General features: G+C 60.8%; 12 protein-coding genes. 6 read left to right on the top strand and 6 right to left on the bottom strand.

What is annotated here, in order from left to right; translation table 11 throughout:
• Nucleotides 1-82 precede the first annotated feature (82 nt).
• The 3 genes from ligA to AC2CHD_RS04450 all read left to right on the top strand — a co-directional run bounded on the left by ligA (nucleotide 83) and on the right by AC2CHD_RS04450 (nucleotide 3,315).
• Nucleotides 83-2,194 carry an NAD-dependent DNA ligase LigA gene (ligA, locus tag AC2CHD_RS04460; RefSeq protein ID WP_484552717.1) on the top strand — a complete coding sequence of 704 codons (2,112 nt, stop codon included), beginning with the start codon at nucleotides 83-85 and terminating at the stop codon, nucleotides 2,192-2,194.
• 93 nt (nucleotides 2,195-2,287) lie between these two features.
• On the top strand, nucleotides 2,288-3,016 hold the full coding sequence (locus AC2CHD_RS04455) for an AzlC family ABC transporter permease (protein WP_484552716.1): 729 nt from the start codon (nucleotides 2,288-2,290) through the stop codon (nucleotides 3,014-3,016).
• On the top strand, nucleotides 3,013-3,315 hold the full coding sequence (locus tag AC2CHD_RS04450) for an AzlD family protein (protein ID WP_229448897.1): 303 nt from the start codon (nucleotides 3,013-3,015) through the stop codon (nucleotides 3,313-3,315). The genes AC2CHD_RS04455 and AC2CHD_RS04450 overlap by 4 nt, the downstream gene beginning before the upstream one ends.
• 7 nt (nucleotides 3,316-3,322) lie before the next feature.
• Here the strand turns inward: AC2CHD_RS04450 and AC2CHD_RS04445 are convergent, their stop codons facing one another.
• Nucleotides 3,323-5,152 (bottom strand): aminopeptidase P family protein, encoded by a 1,830-nt coding sequence (locus AC2CHD_RS04445; protein ID WP_484552715.1) that lies wholly within the window; start codon nucleotides 5,150-5,152, stop codon nucleotides 3,323-3,325.
• A 230-nt stretch (nucleotides 5,153-5,382) separates the two neighbouring features.
• On the opposite strand from AC2CHD_RS04445, the gene AC2CHD_RS04440 reads away from it, so the two are divergent.
• Nucleotides 5,383-5,562 carry a hypothetical protein gene (locus AC2CHD_RS04440; protein WP_007007727.1) on the top strand — a complete coding sequence of 60 codons (180 nt, stop codon included), beginning with the start codon at nucleotides 5,383-5,385 and terminating at the stop codon, nucleotides 5,560-5,562.
• 77 nt (nucleotides 5,563-5,639) lie between these two features.
• Here the strand turns inward: AC2CHD_RS04440 and AC2CHD_RS04435 are convergent, their stop codons facing one another.
• Genes AC2CHD_RS04435 through AC2CHD_RS04425 form a run of 3 tightly spaced genes read right to left on the bottom strand, consistent with a single transcriptional unit; the run spans nucleotide 5,640 to nucleotide 7,302 of the window.
• Nucleotides 5,640-6,512, bottom strand: coding sequence for a 50S ribosomal protein L11 methyltransferase (locus tag AC2CHD_RS04435; RefSeq protein WP_484552714.1), 873 nt, complete (start codon nucleotides 6,510-6,512; stop codon nucleotides 5,640-5,642).
• A gap of 12 nt (nucleotides 6,513-6,524) precedes the next feature.
• Entirely contained in the window at nucleotides 6,525-7,103 is a 579-nt protein-coding gene (locus AC2CHD_RS04430) for an SCO family protein (RefSeq protein WP_484552713.1), read from the bottom strand.
• A 37-nt stretch (nucleotides 7,104-7,140) separates the two neighbouring features.
• Nucleotides 7,141-7,302 (bottom strand): hypothetical protein, encoded by a 162-nt coding sequence (locus tag AC2CHD_RS04425; RefSeq protein ID WP_229448902.1) that lies wholly within the window; start codon nucleotides 7,300-7,302, stop codon nucleotides 7,141-7,143.
• Nucleotides 7,303-7,553: 251 nt separating this feature from the next.
• On the opposite strand from AC2CHD_RS04425, the gene AC2CHD_RS04420 reads away from it, so the two are divergent.
• Both AC2CHD_RS04420 and AC2CHD_RS04415 read left to right on the top strand, forming a co-directional pair.
• On the top strand, nucleotides 7,554-7,922 hold the full coding sequence (locus AC2CHD_RS04420) for a DUF488 domain-containing protein (protein ID WP_484552712.1): 369 nt from the start codon (nucleotides 7,554-7,556) through the stop codon (nucleotides 7,920-7,922).
• A gap of 122 nt (nucleotides 7,923-8,044) precedes the next feature.
• Nucleotides 8,045-8,575: a hypothetical protein gene (locus AC2CHD_RS04415; protein WP_229448905.1), complete on the top strand. Its 531-nt coding sequence runs from the start codon at nucleotides 8,045-8,047 to the stop codon at nucleotides 8,573-8,575.
• A gap of 36 nt (nucleotides 8,576-8,611) precedes the next feature.
• Here the strand turns inward: AC2CHD_RS04415 and AC2CHD_RS04410 are convergent, their stop codons facing one another.
• Both AC2CHD_RS04410 and AC2CHD_RS04405 read right to left on the bottom strand, forming a co-directional pair.
• Complete coding sequence (locus AC2CHD_RS04410) at nucleotides 8,612-11,110, bottom strand: ATP-dependent helicase (protein WP_484552711.1); 2,499 nt, start codon at nucleotides 11,108-11,110, stop codon at nucleotides 8,612-8,614.
• 114 nt (nucleotides 11,111-11,224) lie between these two features.
• Entirely contained in the window at nucleotides 11,225-11,638 is a 414-nt protein-coding gene (locus AC2CHD_RS04405; RefSeq protein ID WP_229448908.1) for a MerR family transcriptional regulator, read from the bottom strand.
• Between the last annotated feature and the right edge of the window lie 133 nt (nucleotides 11,639-11,771).

Here is an 11,771-nt window from a genome sequence, read left to right as displayed (position 1 = left end):
ATGAGCTGCGTAAAAAGACGGCTGCCAAAACCGCGCGCGGATCGATTAAACTGCGCTTTTGAATACATCCGGATAGATCGTCATGCCCAAAGCCAAGCAAGCCGTTGATACGCTGACGGAGGCCCAAGCCAGGGACGAGTTGCAAAAGCTCGCCCGAGAGATCGAGGAGCATGACAGGCGCTATCATGGTGAGGATGCACCGACGATCTCGGACGCCGAATATGACGCGCTGCGGCGGCGCAACCTGGCCATCGAACAGCGCTTTCCCGATCTCGTGCGGGAGGATTCACCCTCGCGCCGGGTGGGGGCGCCTGTTTCGGAGAAATTCGAGAAAGTGCGGCACAAGGTGCCGATGCTTTCGCTCGACAACGCGTTTTCCGATGAGGATGTGGTCGATTTCGTGGCCCGCATACGCCGCTATCTGAAGCTTGATGCAGACGCGCCGGTGGCGATGACGGCCGAGCCCAAGATCGACGGTCTTTCGCTTTCGCTTCGCTATGAGAACGGACGCCTCGTTTCGGCTGCCACCCGCGGCGACGGGCAGGAGGGGGAGAACGTTACCGCCAATGCGCGGAATGTGAGCGACATTCCCAATGTGCTCGACGGCAACCCGCCGGAGGTGATCGAAGTGCGCGGCGAGGTCTATATGACCCATGCCGATTTCTTCGCGCTCAACAAGAGGCAGGAGGAGGCTGGGAAACCGACCTATGTGAACCCGCGCAACACGGCGGCGGGCTCGCTGCGCCAGCTCGACTCCTCCGTGACGGCGGCGCGGCCGCTCAAATTCTTCGCCTATGCGTGGGGTGAGGTTTCCGACATGCCGTCCGACACGCAGACGGGCATGGTGGCGGCGCTTCAAAGCTACGGCTTTCGCGTCAACGATCTGATGAAACGCTGCGAGAGCGCCGAGGCGCTTCTGGCGCAATACCGTTTGATCGAGGAAAAGCGGGCAACGCTGCCTTATGACATCGACGGCGTGGTCTACAAGGTGGACGATCTGGCGCTGCAGCAGCGGCTGGGCTTCGTGTCGCGCAGCCCGCGCTGGGCGATTGCCCATAAGTTTCCGGCCGAGAAGGCGACGACCATTCTGAACGGCATCGACATCCAGGTGGGACGCACGGGCGCGCTGACGCCTGTGGCGAGGCTCGAACCCGTGACCGTGGGCGGCGTGGTGGTGACCAATGCGACGCTGCACAATGCCGAGGAGATCGAGCGGCTGGGCGTGATGATCGGCGATACGGTGACCGTGCAGCGCGCCGGCGATGTGATCCCGCAGATCCTCGGTGTGATCGAGGAGAAGCGACCGGCGGATGCGCAGGCTTTCGAGTTTCCGAGCGTGTGCCCATGCGAACTGAAGACGCCTGTGGTGCGGGAGGGGATAGGCTCTGGTGCGGAGGGCGTGGTGCGGCGCTGTTCGGGCGAATTTGCCTGCCCGTTCCAGCGGGTCGAGCATCTGCGCCACTTCGTGTCGCGGCGCGCCTTCGACATTGACGGGCTGGGCGACAAGCAGATCGAGTTCTTCTTCAACGATCCCGATCTGCCGGTGAAGGCACCCGGGGACATTTTCACGCTCGCAAGGCGCGATGCCGACAATCTGAAGAAGCTGAAGGACAAGGAAGGGTGGGGCGCGACCTCGGCCGCCAACCTGTTCGACGCCATCGAGGCGCGGCGCTCCATCGCGCTGGAGCGGGTCATCTATGCGCTTGGCATTCGCCATGTGGGCGAACAGACGGCCAAGACGCTGGCGCGGGCCTATGGCACCTGGCAGGAGTTTCACGATGCGGCGCTGGCAGTGGCCAATGGCGACGCGCAGGCGCGCGAGGAAATGGATGCGCTGGACGATATCGGCGATGCGGTGATCGATTCCCTGGCGCATTACTTCGGCGAGGCGCACAACCGCGAACTGGTGGAGGCGCTGGCAGGTGAGATCGATGTGCAGGAGGCGGAACGGCCAGCGATGGATTCGCCCGTTGCCGGCCAGACCATCGTGTTCACTGGCGCGCTGGAGCGCATGTCGCGCGATGAGGCCAAGGCCATGGCCGAACGGCTGGGCGCGAAGGTGGCAGGCTCCGTCTCCAAGAAGACGGATCTGGTGGTTGCTGGACCAGGCGCGGGCTCGAAACTCAAAAAGGCTGCCGATCTGGGAATCGAGGTGATCGACGAGGATGCCTGGTTCGAACGGGTGGGCGGCTAGTCCCGGCGTTTCACCACCATTGATGGGTGGCTCAACGGAATTCATGTGACTGGTCAGTCTTGTTGACCTAAACTGCGCTCCTCTGGAGGATTCATGACAGCCGACATTGCCAAGGAAAACGCGCGCCCGCGCGATTTTGCGCAAGGGGTGCGCGACAGCGTGCCCGTGGTGGTCGCGGCGATGCCGTTTGGGCTGTTGTTTGGCGCACTGGCGGTGGAGAACAATTTTTCGGTTTTCGAAGCCGTTCTGATGAGTGCCACAATCTTTGCCGGCGCGAGCCAGATGGTCGGGATCGACCTGTTCGGCCAGAAAGTGGCGCCCTGGCTGATTGTGTTGTCGATCCTTGCCGTGAATTTCCGCCATGTGCTCTATTCCGCGACCACAGGGCGGTGGATCGCGCATTGGGGCCCCGTTCAGCGCCTGCTTGGCTTCTTCATGCTGGTCGATCCGATGTTTGCGGAGACCGAGCGGCGAGGCGAGACGCATGGAACCGTTTCCTTCGGCTGGTATATGGGCGCTGCGCTGCCGCTCTATCTCTCCTGGGTGATCGAAGCCTGGCTTGGTGCGCTGTTCGGCAACCTGGTTCCCGACCCACATGCGTTGGGCATCGATTTTCTGTTGCCCATCTATTTTCTGGGGCTGGTGATGAGTTTCCGCAAACGCTCCTTCTGGCTCCCCGTGGTTCTGATGAGCGCGGCGGCTTCCATGCTGGCCTATCGCACCGTCGGCTCGCCCTGGCATGTATCCATCGGGGCGATCGCGGGGGTGGCGCTGGCCGCCATCATGGCGCCCGACGCACGCAAAGGCAGGAAAACGCGATGAGCACCACGGTCTGGATTATTCTTGCCGGTGCGGTGCTGACGTTTCTGACACGTATCGGCGGACATATGGTGCTGTCGCGCTTCGAACGCATACACCCGCGCGTGGAAGCGGGGTTGAATGCCGTGCCCGCCGCCGTTCTGACCACGCTGGTGGCACCGGCCGCCATGAATGGCGGTATACCTGAAATCGCGGCCCTGACGGTCGGTGTCGTGGTATCGCTGGTCGCTGGTGGCATGATGCCGATGTTTCTGTCCTCGGCAGCGGTGCTTATCCTGCTCCGCCACCTGATCAGCCAGTAAGAGCCTGTCAGCCCAGCGGGGCGGTCGCGTTTTCAAGCCATCCCAGGGTTTCGCCGTCGAGCAGCGGTGTCAGCGTTTCACGCACGCGAGCGTGATAGGCATCGAGCCAGGTGCGCTCGCCGGCAGAAAGCAGGCTCATGTCGATCAGACGGCGGTCGAACGGGCAGAGTGTCAGTGTCTCGAAACTGTGCATGTCGATGTCTCCGCCGGCGATAGCGGTCGCCGGTTCCACAACGATCAGGTTCTCGAGCCGGATGCCATAGCCGCCGGGCTTGTAGTAGCCGGGTTCATTGGACAGGATCATGCCTGCCTCCAGCACCTGCGTTCCGGTTTTGGCAATGCGCTGTGGCCCCTCATGGACGGCCAGATAGGATCCAACACCATGACCGGTGCCATGGGCATAGTCGAGGCCGGCCTGCCACAGGGCGTGGCGCGCGAACGGGTCGAGATCCATACCGCGTGTCCCCTTGGGAAAGCGCAGTGTGGAAAGGGCGATCAGGCCTTTTAGAACACGCGTGTAGCGTTCCCGCATCTCAGCACTGGGACGACCGATGATGATGGTCCGGGTAATGTCGGTGGTTCCATCGTCATACTGCGCGCCGGAATCGACCAGATAAAGCTCGCCTGCCTTGAGGGTACGATTGGTCTTCGTGGTAACGCGGTAGTGGATTATCGCGCCGTTTGGCCCAGCACCGGATATCGTGTCGAAGGAGATGTCGCGAAGCGGCATCTGCAGGCTCTGGCCTGTCTCTGTACGGCTTTTCTCCAGCTCCTGCACTGCGCCGATCTCGTCGACCGCGCCGGGTTCCTGAGAATCGAGCCATGCGAGGAAGCGCACCATGGCGACACCATCTCTGCGATGGGCAGAACGGGCACCCTCAAGTTCGGTGGGGTTTTTAATCGCACGAGGAAGGCGGGCCGGGTCATCAAGATCCGCGATGCGGCCGCCAGCCTCTTCCACGACCAGACGCAGCCGCTCGGCTGCGAGCGATGGATCGAGGCCTATCGAACCCGGGTTTCCGGCCGCGGCCGAGAGTTCCGTCTCCAGCGTCGAAGGTGCTTTCAGATCTGCGAGCTGGGTCAGATAGGCTTCGGTTTCGCGGTCGAGCTTGCGCTTGTCGAGGAAGAGCGAGGGCCGCCCTTCGGCGGGGATAATGGCAAAACCCAGGGCCAGCGGTGTATGGGGCACGTCCTGCCCGCGAATATTGAATGTCCAAGCAATCGATGACGGGTCTGTAAGCACTGTACAGGCGGCGCCTGCCTCACCGATGGCTTCTGCCATGCGACCGAGCTTCGCGGTGGCGCGTTCTCCTGCAAGGTCCTTCGAATGGATGCGGGTCTGAGCCAGTGGCGGGGAAGGGCGATCTTCCCAGATGCCATCGACCAGATTGTCGTCTGTTGGCACAAGCTCGATTCCACGCGCTTCGGCCTTGCCACGGAGAGCACGAAGCTCCGCAATTGTGTGCAGCCATGGATCAAAACCGATGCGGCAACCGGGCTTCGCGTTTTTGGCGATCCATTCGCGCGGCGGAGTGTCGATCAGGCTCTCGATGGTGAAAATGGATGGATCAGTCTGTTCGGCAGCCTGAAGTGTGTAGCGGCCATCAACGAAGAGAATGGCGCGATCCTTAAGGATCAGCGCTGCGCCCGCCGATCCGGTAAAGCCTGTCAGCCAGGCAAGCCGCTCGGATGAGGGAGCAACATATTCGCCCTGATGCTCGTCTGCGCGGGGCACGAGATAGCCGTCGAGCCCCGCTTTCGCCATTGCCTCACGGAGACGCCCGACGCGGGCAATGCCCTGGCTGGGGTCGGCGGTAACATCGAAAGACTGAAACATGGAATCTTGCCGCTTGGACTGAAAAAATCGAGCCGAACCTACAGCATGGGTGAAAAAAGCGGAACGGGTCTTCAAAGATGGATGCTTGTATTGCGCCGCACAATTGATTGTTGCAATGCAAAATCAGATGGTAGCCATGCGCAATCGGCGCTGGTTGGGGCGGCTTTGCGGGCCTATCTTTGGACCATGAGCAACGGAGCTTTCGTTGCAGGAATTCAAGGAGAAATCAGATGGCCCAAAAGCGTGGCTTTTTCCGCGGCGCATTCGACGCGCTGATCGAAGCCCGTCAGAAGCAGGTCCGGAGCTATGTCAACGGCGCGCTTCTGATGCTGGACGACGAGACGCTGCGTGCGCACGGCTACAATCGTGACGAACTCAAGCGCAGCCGTAGCGTATCGCACATGTTCTGATCCGCTTTTAGTAGCGATGGTTCAAACCCCGGCAGCCCAGCTTCCGGGGTTTTTGCTTGCCGGTGTTTCCGGCGCACTCAGCGCTTCATTTGGATTGTGACCCAGCCTTCACGCGCCTGGGTGCGCACGTGGCGGAAACCCTGCCCCCCATAGGCCGCAACAACTGCTCGTCTCTGCCGTTCGAGAATGCCCGACAGAACGAGCGACCCGCCAAGCGTTATATGGTTTGCCATCGCAGGAGCCAGAGCCATGAGCGGACGGGCAAGAATGTTCGCGACGATCAGGTCGAAGGGTTTCTTGCGGGCAAAGACCGCGTGATGAAAGCCGGGGGCCGTGTGCGTTTCAACCAGGCTTGCAACGCGGTTGAGCCGGACATTTGATGCGGCCACCTCGGTGGCGATCGGATCAATGTCGGTGGCCAGTACCGGAATGCGGGCGGCCCTTGCAATCGCGATGGCGAGCACGGCACTACCGGTGCCCAGATCCAGTGCATTGCGCGGGTGTTCGCTTTTGAGAATGTCAGAAAGCGCGCTCAGACATCCGGCCGTGGTGCCGTGATGACCGGTGCCGAAAGCGAGGCCGGCGTCGATCTCTATGGCGATGTCGCCGATACGCTGCAAATGCCGATCATGGCTTCCGTGGACCAGAAACCGGCCCACACGGACCGGGCGCAGGCCTTCTAGCGAGTGGCTGACCCAGTCTATCTCCGGAACCGCTTCCCGCTCGAGCGGGGGGAGAGGGGAAACATCCGCAAGACTTTCCCGCACCCGTCGTTCCAAACCGTCAACGTCGTCTTCGGCATAGATCGATATCTGGAAGATACCGCTGTCTTCATCGGGCTCGAAAATACTGATCGGCAGCCCATCATCCTCAAAATGCGCCTCGAGAATTGAAAAAATCGATTCGGCCTGCTCGCGCGGCGCCGTCAGGTAAAGTCGTGTTTGGCCCATGAATTTCCGGTGTCAGGTTTCGTTTGCCAGACGCTTCAACTTGGCGATGGCAGTTTCACTGTTTTCTTCATAGGCGATCGTGCCGAAAAAGTCGCCATCGCTGTCGAGCAGCAGGATCGAAGCAGTGTGATCCATTGTGTAGTCGCCATCCTCCAGCTCGACCTTGCGAACATAGATGGAAAAGCCTTTGGCCATGGCGGCGACCTTCTCCGGGTCGCCGGTGATGCCGGTGATGCGGTCCGAGAAATTCGATAGATAGGTCTTCATGACCTCGGGGGTATCGCGCTCCGGGTCAATGGAGACGAAATAGGGTTTGATGTCGGCAGCTTCATCTCCCAGTTGCTCGAGATAACCGTCAAGCTCGAACAGGGTGGTCGGGCACACTTCCGGGCAATGGGTGAAGCCAAAGAAGACGACTCTGGGGCCGCCTCTGAATGCGGCTTCGGTGATGGTGTTGCCATCCTGGTCAACAAGTTCGAATGGCACACCGAAGGCTTTTCCCGAATTTTGCTGCTGGTACCACTGAAACGTGAGAAGGCCGACGCCGACGGCCATGACCGCCAGGATGCCGATGAGGATGGAACGCATCATTGATGTTTACCTGAAACGAGAAGGCTGAGAGGTGGCGTCAAAAGCACCAGGACAAGCCGGATTCCACGAGCGCGAGAAAAATCCCGGCCCCCTTTTCCAGCCACATGGCAAAGGCCAAGCCGGTGAAGGCGGCCAGAAGCAGAGCCGCTGCGCCCAGTTTAAGCCAGATGGCCGTGTGCCGTGGATGCTCTATTTTCATGCCCTACAATAGCTGAAAGTGCTGGCTGCGCGCAAAGCCTCATCTTGTCGCAAGGCAATGGCCTCAAAAGCAACCTCCCGCCGCCTGGAGGCCGACGGGAGGTTCAGGGTTGAGGTTAAGTTGCCATGATGGCCATGGGGACGGGTCAACCCCACATATGCACTCTAACGATTTATGGTTTGAAATTGATTGGCTTGATCTTCAATCATCGCGTGTAGCTGATTGTGTTCGATGGCTGCGGGAGGTTTGCCATGGCGAATGCCGATATTCGGGTGAAGCGCATCTATGATCCCGTAGAGGACGGCGACGGAAAGCGGATCCTCATCGACCGGTTATGGCCGCGGGGCATGAGCAAGGAGCGCGCGGCACTGGACGCTTGGATGCCCGATATCGGGCCGAGCCACGCGTTGCGTAAGTGGTATGCGCACAGACCCGAGCGCTGGAGCGCGTTCTGCGAGCGATATCGGGAGGAACTGGCCACTCGGAACGAGCTTTTGCAGGAATTGATGGACGCCGCGGAAGAGGGGCCTTTGACATTGCTGTTTTCGGCGAAGAATCGCGAACGCAACCAGGCCGTGGTCGTTCGCCAGCTGTTGCAGGAGAGGTGTGATTCGCGCTGAAAGCCTCTTCAACCAGTGATTGTTCTTTGTATTTTGAGGCAGGAAATGAGGAAAACCGGGGATGATCCAGCTTGTCGTAGGTGTTTAGCCTATACGGCCATGTCGCACTCTTGACTTACAGAATGCTTATAGAGACATATGTGCGCGTTTCACCTGTTTATGGTGGTAATTACGGTATCGGGGCGGATTTCATGATCAAGGATTTCGACAAGCTCAAGCAGCAGCTCAACGAGCTTTCGGAGGCGGTGAACAAGTTTGAGTCGGAAGCCGTTCAGCTTCGTGTGGTGGAACTGGTCCTGGGCCAGAATGACCCCCGGCCTGGCGGGTTTTCCGAGGGGGGGATCAATGATTTCATCGCCGGCCCCGGTATGATGCAGGTCGTGCGGAGCACGTCTCGCCCCGGTCGACGCCGGACAACCACTGACAGTGCCAAGGGCGCCGTGGCTGCCTTGAACGATCTGCTTGAGAGCGACTTTTTCGATGCCCCCCGAACCATCGGCGATATTGTTGCTCGCTGTCAGGAGACATTCGGCATGCGCTACAAATCGAACGCCTTTTCGGGGCCGCTGTCGCGCCATGCGCGCACGGGCGTCTTGTCGCGGGAGAAGAATGCCGACGGCAAGTTCGTTTACGTCAAGCCGGGGACTGACTGAGCGCGGAGGCAGGATCGACCGCTGCGCGGTGCGAGGCTAGACCCGTTCGACAAAGCCGTCGAGAACGCGCTTTTGGCCTGCCTTATCGAAATCGATGGTGAGCTTGTTGCCCTCGATCGACGAGACGTTGCCATTGCCGAATTTGAGGTGGAACACCCGGTCACCGACCTTGAAGGCAGAGGGCGTGTCGGACACGGATTTGGCGACAAGTTCGCCTTCGATCACGCGACCCTTGACCGAGCCGCGGCCTGCGCCATAGCCCGAATCCGCCTCGCCATAACCGATGCGCTCCACCTGATGGCCGGAGCGGTTGCCCCAATTGCGGGTGGTGGCTTCGGTCCGGTTTTTCTGGGCGCGCTGCCAGCCGGGCGTGGCATAGCTGTTTGAAAAGGCGGGCTGATCGTCGAAGCGGGACTTGCCATAGGGGTTGGGCCGGCCGGGCTGGCCGGCGGAATAGCCACCATAGCTGTTGCTTTCCTCTGCCACATCCACATGGGCCTCGGGCAGCTCGTCGAGGAAGCGTGAGGGGATGGTCGACTGCCAGAGGCCATGAATGCGCCGATTGGAAGCAAACCAGATGTGCAGGTTTTTCTTGGCGCGGGTGAGGCCGACATAGGCGAGGCGCCGCTCTTCCTCCAGGCCCGAGCGGCCACCCTCATCGAGCGCGCGCTGGTGGGGAAAGAGGCCTTCCTCCCAGCCGGGCAGGAACACGGTGGGGAATTCGAGACCCTTGGCGGAATGAAGCGTCATCAGACTGACGGCATCAAGTTCCTCGTCGCGTTCGGCATCCATGACGAGCGCGACATGTTCGAGAAAGCCGCGCAGACTGTCGTAATCCTCCATGGAGCGGATCAGCTCCTTGAGGTTTTCAAGCCTGCCGGGAGCCTCGGCGGAGCGGTCGTTCTTCCACATGTCTGTATAGCCGGACTCTTCAAGGATGATCTCGGCAAGTTCGGTATGGGGCGTGCGGTCGAGCATGCCCTGCCAGCGCTCGATATTGTCGACCAGCGTACGCAGCGAGGCGCGCGGCTTGGGCTTCATCTCCTCGGTGCCGACGAGATCGCGCGCGGCCTGCAGGAGGGTGGCTTCGCGCATGCGCGACACGTCGTGGATCTGCCGCACGCTGGCTTCGCCCAATCCGCGCTTCGGCGTGTTGACGATACGCTCGAAGGCGAGATCGTCGGCGGCCTGCGCGACGATGCGGAAATAGGCCATGGCATCGCGGATTTCCATGCGCTCATAGAAGCGCGGGCCGCCGATGACGCGATAGTTTAAGCCTAGGGTGACGAAACGGTCTTCGAATTCGCGCATCTGGAAGGACGCGCGCACGAGGATGGCGATGTCGTTGAGCGCGTGGCCCTTGGCCTGAAGCGCCTCTATTTCCTCGCCGACGGCGCGGGCTTCCTCTTCCGAATCCCAGGCGGCATGGACCTTGACCTTGGGATCGTCGGGATCGGACTGTTCGGTGAACAGCGTCTTGCCAAGCCGCCCCTCATTGTGGGCGATAAGGTGGGAGGCGGCGCCCAGAATATGGGCAGTGGAACGGTAGTTGCGCTCCAGCCGGATGACGGCGGCCCCGGGAAAATCCTTCTCGAAGCGCAGGATATTGTCCACCTCGGCACCGCGCCAGCCATAGATGGACTGGTCGTCATCGCCCACGCAGCAGATGTTGACGGGTTCGCTGCTCTTGGGGCGCTGGGCCAGAAGCCGGAGCCACATATATTGCGCGGTGTTGGTGTCCTGATACTCGTCGACGAGAATGTAGCGGAACTTTCGGTGATAGTCGGCAAGCACATCCGGATTGTCGCGCAGAATGCGGATCGGATGGCACAGGAGATCGCCGAAATCGACGGCGTTGAGCGTCTTCAGCCGGTCCTGGTAGGCGGCGTAGAGTTCACGGCCCTTGCCATTGGCAAAGGCGCGGGCATCCCCCTCGGGAATGTCCTTGGGCGCGAGGCCCTTGTTCTTCCAGCCATCGACCATCTGCGCGAACTGGCGCGGCGGCCAGCGCTTGTCGTCGAGCCCTTCGGCCTGGATGATCTGTTTCATCAGGCGGATCTGATCGTCGGTGTCGAGGATGGTGAAAGAGTTTTTGAGTCCCGCCAGCTCTGCATGCTTGCGCAGGATCTTGACGCCGATGGAGTGGAATGTGCCAAGCCAGGGCATGCCCTCGATGGCCTCGCCCACCAGGGTGCCAATGCGCATCTTCATCTCGCGCGCAGCCTTGTTGGTGAAGGTCACGGCGAGGATCTGCGAGGGATAGGCGCGCCCGGAGGCCAGAATATGCGCGATGCGGGTGGTCAGCACCCGTGTCTTGCCGGTGCCGGCGCCGGCGAGCACCAGAACGGGCCCCTCGGTGGTCTCGACGGCAAGACGCTGCTCGGGATTGAGCGCATCGAGGTAGCGGGTGTCGGGACCGCCCGAGCGCGCGGCCATGGCGCGCGCGGCAATGCCGGAAGGCTTGTGCGCTGCCGGGGGAGGCGGGGTGGGGTCGTCCTCGTCGAAGAACGGAATATCGTCAGGAAAGCCGGACATCGGACCTGCATATGGTGATTCGGGGGGCAAAGCCCAAGGATGTTTTCCATTTGTACCGGTTTGCGGGCCTCGAACCAAGGTGTTGACAGCCGGCAAATTCATCCGTTCTGGTTATCAGTGCTCACTCTCGCAAAGCGAATGGTCGGAAAGGGCGCGAAGAACGTAGCAATCGCAAACCGTGCCGTTGTCACAGCTATCAACGATGCGTTGCAGTTCATGCTCAAGTTTCCGGAGGCGCGCTATGCGCTCGCGCACTTCCTTCAGGTGCTCTTGGGCGATGCTGTCGGCTGCTTCACACGGCTTTTCGGGATGGCTGCTCAGTTCTATGAGCGAGCGAATGGCGTCTATGCCGAGGCCGAGATCGCGGGCATGCCGAATGAAGGTCAGGCGATCCACGGCGTCGCGGCCATAGCGCCGCTGGTTGCCCGAAGAGCGTTCGGGCGGTTCGATCAGGCCGGTCTCTTCGTAATACCGGATTGTCGGCACTTTCACGCCCACCCGCTTCGATAGTTCTCCGATGGACCACATGAGGATCGCTCCTAACTTTTATTGCCGGAGATATAGGGATTGGCGGTCAGGAGCGAAAGTCTGCCGTCGCTCACGCGGGTGTGAATGGACCTCAGCCACACGGACTATAGTCTTTGCACAGCGGGGCCCAACA

Source organism: Nitratireductor sp. ATLC21 (assembly GCF_057196525.1).
Note: the sequence above shows the minus strand (reverse complement) of the source record. Positions and strands in the feature narration are given on the sequence as shown.